The 17,556-nt window shown below is 43.1% G+C and carries 16 protein-coding genes; 10 read left to right on the forward strand and 6 right to left on the reverse strand.

Translation table 11 applies throughout. The annotated features are described in order from the left end of the window. Positions 1–312: 312 nt before the first annotated feature. From JJQ88_RS18560 to JJQ88_RS18580, 5 genes are all read left to right on the forward strand, one after another. Positions 313–2,394, forward strand: coding sequence for a hypothetical protein (locus JJQ88_RS18560; protein WP_210367533.1), 2,082 nt, complete (start codon positions 313–315; stop codon positions 2,392–2,394). Between the two features lie 15 nt (positions 2,395–2,409). Then, complete coding sequence (locus tag JJQ88_RS18565) at positions 2,410–4,380, forward strand: beta-propeller fold lactonase family protein (RefSeq protein ID WP_210367534.1); 1,971 nt, start codon at positions 2,410–2,412, stop codon at positions 4,378–4,380. Between the two features lie 373 nt (positions 4,381–4,753). Continuing rightward, a complete protein-coding gene (locus tag JJQ88_RS18570; protein ID WP_210367535.1) occupies positions 4,754–6,148 on the forward strand; it encodes a glycosyltransferase family 2 protein in 1,395 nt (464 codons plus the stop codon). 45 nt (positions 6,149–6,193) lie between these two features. Then, on the forward strand, positions 6,194–7,633 hold the full coding sequence (locus tag JJQ88_RS21725) for a DUF1510 family protein (protein WP_210367536.1): 1,440 nt from the start codon (positions 6,194–6,196) through the stop codon (positions 7,631–7,633). 81 nt (positions 7,634–7,714) lie between these two features. Continuing rightward, a complete protein-coding gene (locus tag JJQ88_RS18580; RefSeq protein ID WP_210367537.1) occupies positions 7,715–8,611 on the forward strand; it encodes a nuclease-related domain-containing protein in 897 nt (298 codons plus the stop codon). Positions 8,612–8,665: 54 nt separating this feature from the next. On the opposite strand, the gene JJQ88_RS18585 is transcribed toward JJQ88_RS18580, so the two are convergent. Continuing rightward, positions 8,666–8,803, reverse strand: coding sequence for a hypothetical protein (locus tag JJQ88_RS18585; protein ID WP_210367578.1), 138 nt, complete (start codon positions 8,801–8,803; stop codon positions 8,666–8,668). Positions 8,804–9,158: 355 nt separating this feature from the next. Between JJQ88_RS18585 and JJQ88_RS18590 the strand changes: the two genes are divergently transcribed. Then, a complete protein-coding gene (locus JJQ88_RS18590; RefSeq protein WP_210367538.1) occupies positions 9,159–9,893 on the forward strand; it encodes an SDR family NAD(P)-dependent oxidoreductase in 735 nt (244 codons plus the stop codon). Between the two features lie 186 nt (positions 9,894–10,079). Then, entirely contained in the window at positions 10,080–10,607 is a 528-nt protein-coding gene (locus JJQ88_RS18595; RefSeq protein ID WP_210367539.1) for a PadR family transcriptional regulator, read from the forward strand. Positions 10,608–10,809: 202 nt separating this feature from the next. Here JJQ88_RS18595 and JJQ88_RS18600 read toward each other — a convergent pair whose 3' ends face one another. Together JJQ88_RS18600 and JJQ88_RS18605 are read right to left on the reverse strand one after the other, a co-directional pair. Beyond that, the gene (locus JJQ88_RS18600; RefSeq protein WP_210367540.1) at positions 10,810–11,055 is read right to left on the reverse strand and encodes a DUF2164 domain-containing protein; all 246 of its coding nucleotides are present in this window, start codon (positions 11,053–11,055) and stop codon (positions 10,810–10,812) included. A gap of 182 nt (positions 11,056–11,237) precedes the next feature. Then, on the reverse strand, positions 11,238–11,987 hold the full coding sequence (locus JJQ88_RS18605; protein ID WP_210367541.1) for an SDR family NAD(P)-dependent oxidoreductase: 750 nt from the start codon (positions 11,985–11,987) through the stop codon (positions 11,238–11,240). Between the two features lie 264 nt (positions 11,988–12,251). Between JJQ88_RS18605 and JJQ88_RS18610 the strand changes: the two genes are divergently transcribed. Beyond that, positions 12,252–12,701 (forward strand): GreA/GreB family elongation factor, encoded by a 450-nt coding sequence (locus tag JJQ88_RS18610; RefSeq protein WP_210367542.1) that lies wholly within the window; start codon positions 12,252–12,254, stop codon positions 12,699–12,701. Positions 12,702–13,092: 391 nt separating this feature from the next. On the opposite strand, the gene JJQ88_RS18615 is transcribed toward JJQ88_RS18610, so the two are convergent. The 3 genes from JJQ88_RS18615 to JJQ88_RS18625 all read right to left on the reverse strand — a co-directional run bounded on the left by JJQ88_RS18615 (position 13,093) and on the right by JJQ88_RS18625 (position 14,967). Beyond that, positions 13,093–13,458: a DsrE family protein gene (locus tag JJQ88_RS18615; RefSeq protein ID WP_210367543.1), complete on the reverse strand. Its 366-nt coding sequence runs from the start codon at positions 13,456–13,458 to the stop codon at positions 13,093–13,095. Between the two features lie 73 nt (positions 13,459–13,531). After that, positions 13,532–14,434, reverse strand: a complete 903-nt coding sequence (locus JJQ88_RS18620; RefSeq protein WP_210367544.1) for a pyridoxamine 5'-phosphate oxidase family protein — start codon at positions 14,432–14,434, stop codon at positions 13,532–13,534. A gap of 44 nt (positions 14,435–14,478) precedes the next feature. After that, positions 14,479–14,967, reverse strand: coding sequence for an HPP family protein (locus JJQ88_RS18625; protein WP_210367575.1), 489 nt, complete (start codon positions 14,965–14,967; stop codon positions 14,479–14,481). 213 nt (positions 14,968–15,180) lie between these two features. Between JJQ88_RS18625 and JJQ88_RS18630 the strand changes: the two genes are divergently transcribed. Together JJQ88_RS18630 and JJQ88_RS18635 are read left to right on the forward strand one after the other, a co-directional pair. Beyond that, positions 15,181–16,146, forward strand: coding sequence for a GntR family transcriptional regulator (locus tag JJQ88_RS18630; RefSeq protein WP_210367545.1), 966 nt, complete (start codon positions 15,181–15,183; stop codon positions 16,144–16,146). A gap of 447 nt (positions 16,147–16,593) precedes the next feature. Next, the gene (locus JJQ88_RS18635) at positions 16,594–17,541 is read left to right on the forward strand and encodes a GNAT family N-acetyltransferase (protein ID WP_210367546.1); all 948 of its coding nucleotides are present in this window, start codon (positions 16,594–16,596) and stop codon (positions 17,539–17,541) included. The last annotated feature ends 15 nt before the right edge of the window (positions 17,542–17,556 follow it).

The raw sequence follows: 17,556 nt of genomic DNA on the forward strand, positions 1-17,556 counted from the left end.
TATTTGTACTGCACACAATCTTTTGAAGTGGGCAGCCAACAAGGAAAGCGAACAAAAATTAGGGTAACTAGGGGGGGGAATATCCCTCTTTCTCTTATAAATTCATCAAACCCAAACAAACTGGATAAAAAGTAAAAGAGGCGACTCTCAGGTCGAATTTATTCAACCTTTTGAGTCAGCCTCTTTTTCGTATTTTATAATGAGTGCATCAATCCCAAAAAGGAAGTTGTATAGGCTGGAAACCTCATGTATAATGATAATCGTTATCAACAATAATGAAAATCATTATCAATTAAGGAGAGGGAAGAGTAGATGAAAACGAGAACAATCAAGACCATGGTATCAGTCTCAATAACAGGAGCCCTTCTCATCGCCACTGGATGTATGAAGGAAACCGGGAAAGATAGGGGCGCACCGGAAAAGGCGGGGGATCCAACAGAATCCTATTCTGTTTCGGTGACTGATCATCAATTCGACACGGCTGGGAATATGTTCGCTTATGCTGAATTTGAGTTGGCAGGGGAACCGCTGGTGGAAGGGTTGGGGCTTGATCTGGACCTTCTCGATCCGAAGGAGGTCGACCAGCCGGCAAAATTCGATTATACAGCCGGGATCGAAGCCTACGAGTATTCCGAGGAAGCGATGTATGAAGTAGTGGAGAAATCCGGCCTTGGCCTGCATTTGATCAATGGGCCGGTTGTGAACGAGATGGCAAAGGAAAAGGACATTGAATCCCCTGAAATGCTCGCGGAACGGTATAACGAACTCGCAGATGCAGCAGGTTATCCTCATGAAGAAATTTTTACGAATATGTTCCCGACGTTGATTGAATACTCAAAAGGAGACCCGCATTATATTCAGGAAGTAGATACATCGGAATACGCTCCAGGTGCTGGGGATACATACGTCCCGGAATATCAAATGAACTTTAAATCGCTGCGCTGGGACCGCGCAAAAATGGAAAAGGCACTGAATCCAGCTGCCTATGGCGGTACGTTCCTGAAGCAGGCGTTATGGGCCGGGGATTTCCTTGGCGGATTCCATACAAAGGATAAAGATGAAGAACTTGCAGGAGAAACGCCTGAAGATGACAAGGATCAAAACATTGCCCTTGGCGTCAGCGCGCCAGATGGAATGCAAGGCATGTTCCTTGTCGAAGGGATATGGAATAAGCTTAGCTACATCAAGAACAGGTTGTTTTACAACGGTAAAGAGCTGACATCAGCAGGGAATGGCGGCAGTTATGATCCTTCCAGAGGTTTTGTCTATCTTCCCCACAAAATCGACGTTGAAGAAGATGGCAATGAAAGGATGCCGAATGCCAAGTCCCTGGACATATCAGATAAAAGGAGCCTGCTGAATGACCAATGGCTGATGCTATGGCCGGCAGCCGAGTTTTATGGCATGACCGATCAGCGGGATGATAACAAGAGCGTCGCACCTTCTTTCAGGGCCCTGTTTGACGGCAACCCTTACCCGCCAGCTCCAAAGGAAAACGTCGATAAAAGCGTGGGAAATGATATTGAATCAACAGACCCTTTTACAGTCAACAAAGATATCATCCTGCATATCTTCAAAAATATCGAAGCCATGCATTTTAATAAAGAAATGGGTACGTTTATAACTGAGCATGATGGGAAGAATCAGGGGAACTACACCGATACATTCCAGGCAGGCTATACGATCGAATCACTTAGGATTTTCCAGAGGGCCATTGACGGTTTGCCTGTCGGATATGCCAGCGGAGAAGCGGCAAAAGGACTGGGTACCGAGGAAGGAAAGCGGGCGCTTAGTCTCATTAAAGCACAAGCAGATTTCATCAACGATGAACTGATCATGGATAACGGGATGGCGGCAAAAGGCTATACAATCGGCAAAGGAGCGGATCAGGAAGTAACCCTACAGGCTCAAATAGGAGCCATCCGCGGTTTGACTGCAGCTTATCTGGCAACACAGGATGACAAGTATCGCGACGCGGCGCGGAATGTTTTTAACGCGATGGACAAGAAGCTTTGGGACGAAGAAATCGGGGGTTATAAAACCGGAAAAGAAGAAATGGTTTATGACGCTTATACGGCAGGCGGGGTCGCAGCAATCTTCCGGGTAGCCATCAACAATCTGAGCAATAATCAAAGTGACAAGGAACAGCCGGCAGCTCTGGAAGTTGGCATACTTACAGAAAAATACACGGAATTCTTTGACTCTATCATTGACGGCCCATCCCTTGAAGAAGGAATGCAGGCCAGCGAATTTTGGGATACAGGCGACTTTTACCTGAAAAAAGGGGAGCTCGGAAACACGGATCAGGATAACGTCCCACAAATCCAGGAGGGACATGGAAAATATGGGATCGCACCTGTTCTTCTGCCAGTGGAAATCCAAAAAGAAAAATAGGGATGAGGGAACTAAATGAAAAAGCTGATTCTGTTCATCCTGGCCGTTGCATTGATGGCCGTTGCTGCTGGCTGCAAGGATAAAAAAGCTAGTTCTATTGAATTCGGCAATGTACTGCGAGAGCATGCAGCCAACAGCAATAATATCGTGATGAACAAAAAAGGGACAGCAATCTATACGGCAAATATCGATATAAACAGTGTCTCGATAATCGATGCAAAGGACAGAAAGGTACTTGATGAAATACCTGTAGGGAAAGAACCAAGACAGCTGACTATCAGTCCAGATGAAAAATATCTTTATGTTTCCAGTATGCGTGATAATAGAATCGATATCGTATCACTTGAGGAAAGAAAAGTGATCGATTCGATTCAGACGGGGATCGAACCGTTTGGTGTACTGACAAGTAAAGATGGCAAATCGCTATATGCGGCCCATTTCCGATCAGGAACGGTATCGGTTTTTGACTTGGAAAAGAAAAAGTTAATCAAAGAAATTGAAGTTGGCGATCGTCCAAGGACGCTAGCCATGACAGCGGATGGCAAGAAGCTATATGTACCGAAGTATTTGAATGCTTCGATTTCCGTAATTGACACAAAAACGAATAAGGTGAAGAAGGAAATCCAGCTCGCAGACTCGCCGGATAAAAAAGATGTGAAAAAGAGCCAAGGCATCCCAAACACCGTTGAACAATTCGTCATTAGTCCCGATGGAAAAACAGCCTGGGTGCCGCATCTGCTTACAAATATCGATACACCAGTCCATTTTGAGGAAACCATTTTTCCTGCCATTTCTGTCATTGACCTTGAAAAGGATGAAGAAATCATAAAAGAACGGAAAGAGCTTTTCGGGAAAATGAATGTTTCGGACAGCCAAAACAAAACCATCATTGTCTCGAATCCGTATGACGTTGTGTTTCAGCCCGATGGCAGCAAAGCGTTCGCCATCATGTCGGGCAGCGAGGATATGGTCGTATTTGACCTGAAACGGGGAGGGAACGCAACACAGGTCTACAGAAGGATTGAAGGGAATAATCCAAGAGGAGCAGTCATTTCCCCTGATGGAGAGAATGTCTTCGTCCATAATGCGATGAGCCACGATCTTTCCGCTATAAAAACAGGTGGAGGAAGCGCCTTTTCGCGCGCAAAAGCCGATGGCAAAAATCTGCCTATTGTAAAGAAAGATACAATGGATCCGCTTGAAAGGGAAGGAAAGACTCTGTTCTATAGTGCCAACAGTGATGAATCTGCCGCAGACATCACAGGGAACAATTGGATGAGCTGCGCGTCCTGCCATGCCGATGGCGACATGAATGGTTTGTCGATCATGACGGCGAAAGGGCCGAGAAATATTCCGAGCAATGTATTGTCTACAGAAACGGGCCTGTTCATGTGGGATGGAAGCCGGGATGATTTTACCGATTATTTATTGACTGTCCAGGGAGAGATGGGAGGTATGATGGCTTTTAAGCCCGGAGAAGAGCTCCCTGCAGATGCGGCCCATATGTTTGATGCCATGTTTGCTTACCTTGACAATCCTGATTCTTTCCCCCCTCCTAAAAGTCCCTATCGGTTGAAAAACGGCAGTCTGTCCGAAGCTGCGGAGGAAGGAAAAGCGCTGTTCGAGGGAAGGGGAGGATGCCTCTCCTGCCATGGCGGAAATAACTTTACCGACAGCGCTAAAGCAGTCGGCCCTAATAGCAAGCTGACCGTGGAGAATCAGGAATTTCTTCACGATATCGGAACTTCGGGGAAATTTGACCGCCCTTCAAAAGGTGATGCCAGAGCCGCAATGAAAAACCCAAGGGACAACAGGCACTTTGATACCCCCACATTGAAAGGCGTTTGGGCAACAGCTCCTTACTTGCATGATGGAAGCTCAAAAACTCTTGAAAACTCGATCCAGCGACATAAAACAGATGAAGTGGCTTCCTTAACTAGGGGAGAAATCGTGAAAATCTCTGAATACGTCCGGTCGATTGAATAGGAAATGCCTGCATAATATTTGCAGGCATTTTTCCCGTGGTGGACGTCAATGGTTTTCATGGCCAAATCTAAAAGAAAGGGAAGAAAAATTTTCCTACTTTACAAGTTTTCGATAGAAGTCTTGGATTTTGCCAAAAATGTGATGTGAATGTCCTATCCAAACGGACAGAATAGGAAAAGAATGCTGTGTTGTAAACAGTTTTCACTATAAGTGAGCAGTTATATTTAGAGAGAAAGGTGGTGTTATTCCCTGAACGAATTATGTTAACCTTTTAAAGGATATATTTTAAGCCGCTGTTCAAGGGGCTTTTTCTTTTTGGAAGAGTTAATGATCAAATCATTTCATTATACAGATTTTGTAGAGGAGTGTTTTTTTGGGCATATTCATTACAGTTTTGTTTTTCTTGAGCATCATATTCCCAATACTGCATTTGTACCACTGTTTACCCTGGTTCCGTGACCCAAGGGAAAAGCCTAAACGGAATCCTACGCTGAAGAAGTGGATGGCTGAGCATGGACATGAGACTGAGGACGGAATCAGCATTTTGATTCCTAGCTATAATGAAACAGGCATACTGGAAACCTCGATTATGAACATGAAAGCATTGCCATATTCTGATCTGGAAGTTGTTTATATAAATGATGGTTCAACAGATGGGTCAATGGATTATTTGAAAAAAGCATTACAGTTGAAACCATGTTCAAGGAAAATGGAAGGGAAACTGCCATACGAAAGAATCACTGGATTGTTCGAATCTGAACTACGTCCGAATTTCTACGTCATTAATAAATTGAATGGCGGAAAAGCGGATGCCTTGAACGCGGGAATTGATTTTTCCAGCAAGGAACTGGTCGTTACGCTGGATGCTGACACCATCCTGGCAGACAGAGCATTATCAGCCGTCAATGATACCTTTAAGGATGAAAATGTGATAGCTGCGGGAGGGATGGTTCATGTTCTTCAGGCCAGGTCGGCTGATTCCAGGAAACGGTTATCCTTTCGCTTTGCGAACATGCTGATCCGTGTCCAGGTCCTTGATTTCCTGAAAGCATTCTATATCTCGAAATTGTCCCTTGTCCGGTTCAGGGCTTTAGCTGTCATATCAGGCGCGTTCGGTATCTTCCGGAAGCAGGCGCTGCTTGATGCTGGCGGGTATCGGAAATCAATTGGCGAGGATATAGACATAACATTAAGAATCCACAGACTGATAGAGAAACAGAAGAATTTGAAGATTGTTTTCATTTCCGACGCGGTCGGCTATACAGAATTGCCGGAAACACTGAAGGACTTAACGAAACAGCGGCTTCGCTGGCAAAAAGCATATATTGATTGCTTTATCCATTTCCGTTCGTTCTTTGCAAGAACGTTATTTACAAAGCCTGTTTCTTTTTTTTATATTTTCGAATCCTTTTTCGTTGGGACGCTTGCCGCTTATATCATGACAGGGCTTGTTGTCGTGAATATTTTGGATGACCCTCAAAATACCTATTTGAACTACTTGTTTTTTTACATGTTCTGGGCATTTATGTTAGGGCTGCTCTATGACCTGGTCGCGATCCGGCAAGGGAAGCGTTACGGGTTCACTTTTTCAAAGAAGGATACTTACCGCGTCTTCACGGCCATCCTTTTTGATATTTTCATTTTTCGGTTTGTGACGATGTACTTTGTCATGTATGGCAGCATTGCTTATTTTTTCAACAGAAAATGGAACAAAGTATCACGGACGGGCCGAAATTATCACCAGCAGCGTTCTACACCAGCAGCGTAAAATTGTGGTGATGGCAGGAATCACATTCGATTGTGGGGGGAGGATATGGGCAAAAAAATTGTATTGTTCGTTTTAACTGCAGTTACTGTGTTCATTTTAGGGACAGTCAGTTTTGCATTCCAATTTATTACCTCTACACGGGCAAGTGTATATGAAGAAATCGATGAAAGTGAAAAGTTTGAGAGCCGCAAGGAAAACATAGATTTAAAGGCTGGCGATCCGATCTCCATCCTGTTGATGGGAATCGATTCTCCCCCAGGTGAAGTAAGCGGACGAGCTGATACGATGGTCTTGGTGACCGTCAACCCTGATTCCAACTCTATGCACATGGTCAGTATCCCTCGTGATACCTATATGAACATAGCGGGAGGATTGAACAAAATCAACACTTCCTACCAGGTTGGAGGGGCAGAGAAGGCTGTACAATCTGTTGAAAATCTCCTTGATGTCCCGGTGGATTATTTTGTCACTTTGAATATGAATGGCTTTGAAGGAATCGTCGATGCCTATGACGGGGTTGAAGTGAACAATGATTTGGAATTCACTGATAAACATGTCCATTTCACTAAAGGAAGGATCCATTTGGATGGCAAAGAAGCACTAATATACGCCCGGATGAGAAAAAAGGATCCAAGAGGGGATTTCGGCCGCCAGAAACGCCAGCGCCAGGTCATTGAAGCTATTATGAAAAAAGGGGAGAGCGTCGCTTCTATCACAAAATTAAGCGATATCGCCAATGTTGTGAAGGACCATGTCAAAACCAACATGACTCTGATTGAGATGTGGGAGATTCAATCGTACTATAAAGGGGCACGTGAAAATATACACGAACATAAAATAGCAGGATTTGACAAAACAATAAATGGAATCTATTATTTTCAGGCTGATCGACAAAAGCTGGAGGAAATCTCGAATGAACTGAAAATGCATCTTGGCCTTAAGCATAAGGAACCAAGACAGTTGCCCCCGGAAAAGCGACATGAACAAGAGAAGCCAGATGATAGGAAGGATCGATCCCCTGCAGGAAATATCCCTGAAAATCCCCCTGAGAAAAAGCCTGAAGCTACAGGGAAGGAACAGGTTCCTAAGCGAGTAGATGACAAGCCGGAAGCACCCGATACATCCAAGGAAAAGATCGTCCATACGGATCAAGGTCCTGAAAGCGAAAAGCCGAATGTGGAAAAAGTCATTACAAAAAACTGGCCTCCTGTCCCTACCAGGCAGGAAAATCATAAACAAGTGACCTTCGATAAAGGATCGCTTGACTGGAAAGAGATGACTGAGGCAATTGCAAAAGGAGCGGGTTTATCGGAAAATGATATGATCCTGTGGTGGGTCGCTGGAGATAGCACGAATAGTGTGATTGCTACCGTTACGAATAAAGCACAGGCTGAAAATTATCGCGTGTACGTCTCATGGATTGAGGGTGTCGGCTATAAACCGACAAAAGTGGAAGTACTTCGCGAGAATGACAAGAAACAGTGATCAGCAAATAGGGAGGATTTGTCTCCCTTGTTTCGCTAAAGTCAGCTATATCAATCGTTGTAACTGAAGGAGAGGCATTCTATGGATATCATGACATTGTTTTTAGCGGTGATTGTGATTTTGATTTTCACGGTTTTTGCACTTCTGGCATTTTTGATGCGGAAGACAAAAAAACATCGAGAAGCAATCGAGCAATTTGAGATCGAGGCAGTCGCTAGCTTGGAAAAGGTGGAAAAGGACCTTGAAAAGCAGAAAGAACATTGGCTCGATAAAGCCCGGGAAGATTACCAGGCTAAGATCGAGGGTTTTAAAGAATATGTTAATGGCGTCGAAAAGATTTCAAGAACTGCCAGCGAAATCAAGACGCATACAAACCTTATGGAAATGAAAGAGAGAATGGTTTCCAAGGGCTTGATCACACCGTCAGAAATGAAAGTTGTGTCTAATGTATTCCTGCCTGTCCTGGCTGCCAATCAGGCCATCCAGCCTGCAAAAATTGACCATATCGTTCTAATGAAAACGGGTATTTATATCATTGACACGGTAGAAATCGATGGGGAAATTCTCTATGGGATGACGATGGAAAAAGCAAAAGAATTTTCGTTTGTGCTTGACCATCTCTTTCGTGGCGGAGAAAAAAGTGGTGAAAGGACAATCGTAGTTGAAGCCGATCATATTGGGGAAATAAAAATGAAGCCTATTGATAATCCAGCTGTAAAAGTAATGCAGGATGTGGATCTAGTCAAGCAAGCGCTGGATACACAGGTTGATTATTTTTCTCTGACGCCGATTCTTTACTTCGATCCGGAAGCAGCCCAGTTGCGGAACTTCTCTGAACAGAGCATTCCGTATGTCTTCAATGATAAAAAAACATTCGAAGGATTCTTTGCCAGCCAGCTTGAAAGGGGAGGCAGCCTCCACACGGAAATTGAATTGGAAAGAATAAAAAAAATCATCGAACAAGCCAATTTGAATTAAAGCCACGCGCAAAAAAGCCAAAAGAGGCAGTTTTCCTCTTCTGGCTTTTTCAATTTAATTCCCTTTTCCTTTCTCATAGGCAATGACAATGACATCCTTACTTGATTGCTCCCGCAGCTTTTCTTCAAAAGACTTGAGTTCATCAACTAAATGGTCGGACAGATCTGCTGCCGTATAAGGTTTCAGTTCCACTCAATAACCTCCTGATTTTTTCATGATATTAGCATTGTCCAAATCAAATGAAATTATTCTGTTTTTAGTTCAGCCCAGCTAGTTCAGTACAGATCAATCCTGCATATCACCAGGATTGATCAACCATACTAATAGAGTGAGGAATGAAAATGGAAGTCCTGCGGAAGAGATTGTTTATCATGCGCTGAATAACCTTTATTTTTGAAGACACGAAAGGATAGGACTTGGGATGAAGGCCTCAGAAATAGATTGGGCTAAACAATAAGGTTATCCAAACTTTACCTGATGCTTCATACTTTGTGCAAAGTATTATATGTAATATAATAATGTTGAAAACTAAAAGGGGGTTAAGAATATGGGGAAATTACAGGGGAAAATTGCATTCATCACCGGAGGGGCCTCTGGAATGGGAAAGAAAATGACCGAGCTCTTCCAGAAGGAGGGAGCATATGTTATTGCTGCTGATATAAACATGGAACAGCTAAAGGATGTCAGCAAGCTTGATTCAGTAGAAGGAAAATATCTGGATGTTTCTTCTGACGCGGATTGGAAGAAAGCAGTCTCTGAAGTCATTTCAGAGCATGGTAGGATCGATATCCTCATCAATAACGCAGGAATTTCCAGTGAGAAAATGATGCAGGATATCACGATTGAAGACTGGGACAAGATGATGAGGATCAACAGCTTCGGACCTTTTGCCGGAATGAAGCACGTCCTGCCCCACATGGTTAAACAGAAAAAAGGATCCATCGTCAATATTTCCAGCTATACTGCAATAATTGGAATGGGCACGAATGCCTACAGTGCATCCAAAGGAGCTGTAAGAGCCATCTCCAAGGCAGCAAGCACGCAATATGGGAAGGATGGGGTAAGGATAAACGCTGTTTTTCCTGGTGTGATCCAAACGCCAATGACAGAAAAATTACAGGAAAGCAGTGAGATCCTAAAAAGGCTCATTCAGGCTACTCCTTTGCAAAGGCTTGGTACAGCCGAGGATGTAGCCCGTGCAGTCCTTTTCCTCGCTTCTGATGATGCGGCCTATATTACGGGAGCAGAACTAGTCATCGATGGTGGTTTCTCTGCCCAGTAGGATTACCAAAAACTGTCCAGGCGAAGTTCTGGACAGTTTTTTCTTCTTTTTCTGTCCTGATGATCGTTCCAAAATGAAAACTTTCCTCTCTTGCAATAAAATGAATGTAGGGTAAAATCCACTATGAATGTATAAATTCAAAGTATTTTTTTGGAACGTTTTTTGTTCAGGAAAGGAGAAAAGACTTTGTCTATTCAAATAGTCATTCTCGGGTTATTGGCGGAAAATTCTGATCACCCATATGAATTAAAGAAAGTCATCCTAGAAAATAAGTGGGACCGATTATTTCCAATAACGGACGGGAATCTTTATCATGCGATCCGGAAATTAAAAAAAGACAAGTGCATCATCGAGGAAAAGCATGAGCAAGTGAACAATCGGCCGAGCCGAACGGTATACAGCATCACCGCTCAAGGAAAAATGCAGCTATCAAATGATATATTGGAGGTTTTTAAGCAGCGGAATAAGGAGCCAAGAGCGCTATATCCGGCTCTTTTATTCATTCATTCAACCAATATCGAGAAAGCAGCAAGCCTGATTGAAGAATGGATTCAGGAATTGAAAGAGGAAAGTAAAGCAAAGACTGAGTATGGGAATGCTATTCCCGCGCTTATACAGGAACATTATATGCGAATGAATGATTTCTATTTGGGATGGTTAAGAGAAGTCCTTCAAGTAATTAAGTCTTCAAGGCACGATGAATCGTATGGATAAGCAGGGAAAAAGCAGAGAAAGAAGCTTCTCCGATCATGGAAATGCTTCTTTCTTTCATTCTGCACAGCAGTCCGTCTATGGTATGCTGGAAGGCGGTCGAGCCCCTCGGAACCAAATCGGAAGCCCGGGACGTCTGGGCTTCCGGCATAAAGGCGGCCAATGAACGAATTCACTTTGTATGGCCCCCGCTTTAATGCCTCTATCATCTTCTTATGGGTTGTTCAAGAGTGAGGATTTCTTCTTCAAGGGAAGCCCATTGCTGCTCAGCCACATGTTTCGCATCCTTGACGGCAGTGTTGTAGATGTGCGGAGCCAACGATTCCTTTACGAAATCTAAAACTCTTTCTGCCGCGAATTCGGAAATGTCCTCCCCTCTTTCTTCCATGAAAAAATATTGGATATCAGCAATCATTATTTGTTGTTGTTCTTGTGTAAGTCTGATGAACAATCAGGCGCCCTCCTTTAAAATGTCAAAGCGAACATGCCCGCTTTCCCGATACTTATGGCAAATCCTTCTCAGCATGCACTTTGTATATGGGTACATTCCCGGCATGGTTGGATGACAATTTCTGCCTAGGAAATCACATTTAGATATGAATTTCAGTTTGTTCAGGATAGGAGTCCTCTTATTTATGTTAATTTAAGGGTTCCGCCGTCCACCATTATAGTCTGTCCTGTTATATAAGAACTGCTTTCGCTGCTCAGGAAAACTGCAACTTCCCCAATATCTTTCTCAGGGTCCCCTAACCGTCCGAGAGGAATGCCATTAAGCATTTTGTCGTACTGATCCGGGAAGTTCTCGCTCCACTGCTTGACCCCTTCGGTGAGAGCGATTGGCGAAATCAAATTCACATTGATCTGGTCACTGGCCCATTCATTTGCCACAGTCCGCGTGAGTCCCCGGATGGCTTCTTTTGCCGCAGCATAAGATGATTGGTTAATTTGTCCGGAAATTCCTGCTCCAGAAGCAAAATTTATCACAAACCCTTTATTTTCCTTCAACTGCTCATATGCGGCTTGCATTAAATTCACTGTAGGATAGAAACCCGTATTGAAGGATAAATAAAAATCATCCAAAGTAGTTTGATTGAAGGCCGCCTGCCGGGAAGCATGCGCATTATTGACAAGAATGTCGAGTTTCCCGAACGTGTTGACAGCTTCTTTGACAATCCCGATGGCGTTTTCTCTTGAACTGATATCTTTTTCAATAAAATGGACTGATCCCAGGGGACTAAGCTGCTGTTCAGCACCTAGACCAGCTTCCTTGTTAATATCGACAATGACAACCTTTGCCCCATGCTTCAGCATAGCTGTGGCAATTCCTTTCCCGATACCGCCTGCACCGCCGGTAATAATTGCAACTTTACCATCTAATCTCATTTAAAACCCTCCTGTTCGAAACCATTATAACCACATTTATTACTTTGTGCAAAGTAATAAGCTTTGATAGGTAATGATGATACTGAAATGTAGGACAACTAGCATTCTTGGTGTATATATGCTATTTTTGTAAATAGTAGGCATCTCTTTTGCAAAAAGAAATGTCTACCCTTTTTTTATAATTTTTTAAAGGAAGTGGAGAGAGGATGACAGGAAAATTGAAGTATTACAGGGTGTTCGATCCTAGTAAGGAGGTTACTTACTATGAGCCTTAGTCCTGATTTGCTGACAGAAGAGGAGTATTTCCAGGACCAGCTTGCTTTCATCGAAGAAAATTATAAAGAGTTAAATAACCTGTATGTATCTTCAACACCGCTTAATGAACAGGTAAAAGATTTCCTTGCTATCTATGTAAGAGAGGTGGAGAAATACACAGCATTGCTTGGCCGGATGGGTTCGGATAAGCCACCGTTGAAGGTATTCATCGGAACAAAGGTAACAGTGTCATTCGATGGCGATGAAGATAGGGAAGATTATCACATTTGTTTACCTGATCATTCAAATCCCGATAATGGTGTTATTTCATTTATATCTCCAGTCGGAAGGCAGCTTTTATTGAAAAACACAGGGGACCAAATTTCGTTATCTGTTCCAAATGGCCATTTAAATGTGACGATAGAAAAAATAACGTTTTCTGATCAGTATTCATTATAAGCAATGAAACCAGAAGTCCTTTTGAGCGCTTCTGGTTTTTTGAAGGAAAAATATCGAACCTTCGATTCTGAAGATGTTCTTCAATTTGCTTTCTCCTATTAAGCTTCTTCAGGTATTGCTTCAAATCCAGTCATATGGAAGATATCCCACCTGCCCGGTCAATATAATCCAAGATTCCACACAGTACCGAGGAAGCACAAATCCATTAAGTTATGCCGGCAAGTCCAGAATACGCCATGACAATAGTGCATAACTAGGCTTCGTGGTTGCATAGATGGAGGAAACCCTTAAGTAACAGGGGTTTCCCCGTTCTTTGCTGATTTATATCTTTTGCAAATCAAGAAATAACCTGCCTGGATATGGATAGATCAATCCTTCCATCTACAGGCAATTACAGGATGATCGGCTGGTATCCGTTCTTGATGTAACCAGCAAAATCTATATGTTTGCCCCCAGTTGATTCGTCTGTGGCAGCAAATCCAACATTTTTTTCCACATCTTCTGCCACATCAAAAAAACCGGAACATGATTGGCAGCCGCCTTTAATGATGCCAAGCTTCATGACTTGCTTGTATACCGGATTAAAAATGTGATCCGGCTTTTCCAGCTCACTTACCCAAGTTGTTCCCGCGCCATCAAAAAGGATTTCCACTTCATAACCGGCCTCATGCAATTCCTGTCCGTATAATAAGCCGTGTAATGCTTTGCCTCCGTCATGCGCACCAGCCTGAATAATGACAACAAATTTCTTTTCCATTTTCGATAACCTCCAATATAAGTTTAAAATTAATCAAGAACTAGCTAAACGATTCTTTCTTGCCAGGCGTCTTCTAAACTGGATGGAACGGTGACCGTTCCAGCAGCTCTGATGAGAATCTAAATGGACTCCGGGTTTCTATCAACCTATCGATTTCAAAGTGAATCAGCCTTTCTGCTCCTGGGAATTCTTTTGCTGCTCCTTCATTCCATAGAACCCTTGCTTTCCCTGTGACTTGCAAGGTGTTACAATCAATGAAGTCAATGAAAAGGAGGCCTGCATTCGGGTCAGACTCCAGGTTCCCCAATGTGTTGAACATGTTATTCCCGAAGTAATCAGGAAAGATTATATTTTTATCATCCATGACCTTTATAAAGCCGGGGCTGCCGCCGCGATGAGATGCATCCATTTCCCCGCTTCCATTGGTACTCGCAATAAAAAAGGTATCTGCTCCTTCAATCCATTTTGTCTGGCTAACAGCTAATCTGGTTCCTTTTATCACGGATTTCATTAGCTGCTCATTATTTTTATCCGTTTTAACCCGCCGCGTGGTTATATACTTTGGGCAGTTCCCATAAACCTGTTCGGGGTGGATAACTAAATGACCTTCATCAAAGGCTGCCTTACCGTTGACCCTTAGGCGCCGTCTATTTAAAAGGTCCATGAATAATGTTCCGATTTGGCCATTCTCCTGAATATTTCCAACGAACGGATCTCCCTGATTAAAAGTACCGGTTATCAAAATCTTCCTTGCTTCTTCCAAGCGGATAAACCCGGGTTCGCCATGCACCACTGACGCCCAAACGCTTCCGGTTCTGTCAATAGTGGCCAAAAAAACAAAGACTTGCTTTTGCAAAAAACCCCGCGCGGCTTCAGGAATGAAATTCCGGTACATTTTTGCGGCAAAATCATCTGGCAGCCTTACACCGGCGAGTCCCTGGGCTTTTATTTCTCCAATATGGAATCCCATCTCCATCCATTCATTCACCTCCTTTCATAAAAAAATGGGTAAATGCGACATTAATACCAAAACATTGGATATTTCCTGTTGCTGTGCAGGTTGTTAATGAGCAATGCGATGAAGACGGTTGCTAAGGCACCAAATAAAGCGGGAAAAAGAAGGAATGTCCACGCGCTTTTTGACAGCATGACAACCAGGGGGTCTGCACCTGCAGGGGGATGAGTGGTCTTTGTTACGACCATCAGGGCGATCGCCAATCCAACCGCAAAAGAGACTGACCACAAGGATATCCCGATTGTATGGAGAACTGTCAATCCAACGAGTGTTGAAATGAAGTGTCCTCCGATAATGTTCCTTGGTTGAGAAAAAGGAACATCCCAGGCACTATAGGCCAGCACGCAACTAGCGCCAAATGGAGCCATGATCCATAATTGACCGGAAAACTCTGTAATGGCCATTAGGACGAATATGGTCAGGAATCCTCCGGCAAAGCCCATGATTGCATTGGCAGGCAATACCTTTTGCGGTGTTCTTTCTGTTGTTTTCATTTTCGAAAAATAATCAAGGAAGACTGACTTTTCAGGGACCTTCACTTTAGATAAGGTACGGCTCAAAATATCACCACCCAAATTAACCTATTTACATAGTTTATTATGTTAATTTATATCACCTGGACGATTCTGTTGTCAATAAAAACATTTTGAAGCTTTGTTGAGAATCAGAAATACATAGTTTATTATTAAAATAAGGAGGTATACGTGATGAGTACCTATGAAACGCTAAGCCTTGTGGTCGATCCACAGCTGCACATCCCCATCAATATCCAACTGAAAGAGCAAATTAAATTCTTGATAAAAATGGAATTTTTATTGCCTGGAGATTACCTTCCTACAGTAGCCCAGCTTGCGGACCAGCTTGCAATAAATCGAAATACCGTCAACTGGGTCTACACACAGCTGAAAGAGGAAGATTTGCTGCTCATGCAAAAGGGACGGAGGACACAAATAAAGGACTCGGAAAGTGTCAGATCGTTGGTGAAGAAAAAAGAGCTGGATAACATCATAAGAAAGGCAATTGAAAAGGCGATAGCCGAAGGGTACACGTTTGATGAATTCGTAGCCGCTATTTTCATGCATCATCATTTCTTTATTGAAGATAAACCAGTAAGCAAATTCCTGTTCATCGAATGCAGGGAGCATGACCACAATTTTTACTTAGAAGAGATAAAAAAGCATACAGGAGCTAAAGTATTGGAATTCTTCATCGAGGATCTTAAAAATGATGGACCTGATGAACTTCCTGATTTGGAAGAGGTAAATGGGATCATAACAACCCTAAATCATGCAGATGAAGTGAAGGATTTCTTCGTGAAAAGTAAAAAACCGATCTATACGATTGGTGCCACTCTTTCTCCAATAGATTTGATCAATATCGCGAAATTAAAGGAAGGGACAAAGGTTGCCTTTATTTGCCTTGGTGACCGGGGCGGGCAATGGATGCAAAAAAGAGTCAAAGAAGCGGGTATCGATCATATCGACAGCATTGCTGCTGGAATGAAAGAATCGGAGAATATGAAAGAAATCATCCATTCAGTTGACTATATTTATGCCTCTGAGGCAGCTTATAAAGAACTGATCAGCCTTGCACCTGATAAAACAAGTCTGCTTCCCCTGAAGCTGGAAAGAACAAGTGAAGAGATTTTGGATAACCTAGGTTCCAAAGAGTAAAGCAGTGCGTTTGTTCCTGATACTACAGTTATATGGCTTCTCTTGGGATGAACGGATGAGTGCTACTCTCAAGTGTCCTGCACCGCATCGGGCGCAGTCTCGCATCTATCCGGGTCCGCTTCCCGGAGCATCCTGCGGAAAGCGTTGTTTTTAGAACAGCTCGGTTTACAAGCAGCAGTCAAATTAACCTGCCATCTTTTTCAGTACAAGGATCACCTAAATAAATCATCATTCAGCAGCATCCTGTTTGACAAGGGTGCTGCTTTTTGATTTTTCAGAATAATATTGAAATGGAATCCGAAAAAGGATAAGATTTATATGAACCAGATATGAACTAGGAGTTCGTAGTTTTCAACTTCCTTTTTCCTCGTGTGTGTTTGGCGTTCTCACCTTGATAAAACATTTATTTTGGCAAGAAAAAATCCATTTGAGTATGTGAGGTGTCCCATGAAATTAATTGACCTGGATTTAATTCATCTAAAGAGTTTGACTGAACTTTGGAATCGTGAAATTGGCAGGGACTTTCCAATGAAGGAGGAGCTTCTGAAGCAAAATAGCTTTAATGACGAAAATGTTTTAGCTGAAGGTTCTAAAATTGCGACTGATCAACAAGGAAACATCCTTGGATTCGTGGTTTCTAAAAAAGTCAAGGAAGGAAGCGCCTTAGTCCCGGGGGGCTCAGGGTGGATACAGGTATTATTGGTCGATTCACGCTGGAGGGATCAAGGGGTTGGCACTGCTTTGCTCGATGCTGCTGAAAGCGCTTTAAAGAATGCCGGGACGGAAACAGTTCATCTTGGAGGAGATCCTTGGCACTATTTTCCTGGCATTCCAAAGACATATATTGGTGTCAAGGAGTGGTTCAGAGCCAAAGGCTACGAGGAAATCGATTCCGTAAGTGATCTTTTATGTGATCTGACAAAAATAAAGTCCACGAACCCTGAGGGTGAGCCATCCATTAAGGTTCTCTCGCCTAACGAAAAAGAAGAATTCGTGGCTTTTTTGCACCTTCGTTTTCCAGGAAGATGGGAATATGAGGCAATTGAATATTTTAATAAAGGAGGGACTGGGCGGGAGTATGCCATTATGAAACTGCATGGAAATATTATTGGGTTCATCCGAATTAACGATACCAATTCTTCCATCATTGGACCGAATGTGGCCTGGAGCGCATTGCTTGATGGAAAAAATGGCGGTATTGGCCCCCTTGCCATCGCGGAGAGCGAACGAGGAAATGGTTACGGATTGGAACTTGTGTTAGGCGGACTTCGGATTTTAAAGGAGAGGGGGGCGAGTAAAGCGGTGATCGACTGGACAGAAAAAATCGATTTCTACAGAAAGACCGGTGCGGAGATTTGGAAGAGTTACAACCCATTCAAAAAGGTGTTGGAATAAAACGGAAAGAAGAGG

Origin of the sequence: Bacillus sp. REN3 (genome assembly GCF_017912555.1) — a bacterium.
GTDB lineage: Bacteria > Bacillota > Bacilli > Bacillales > Cytobacillaceae > Mesobacillus.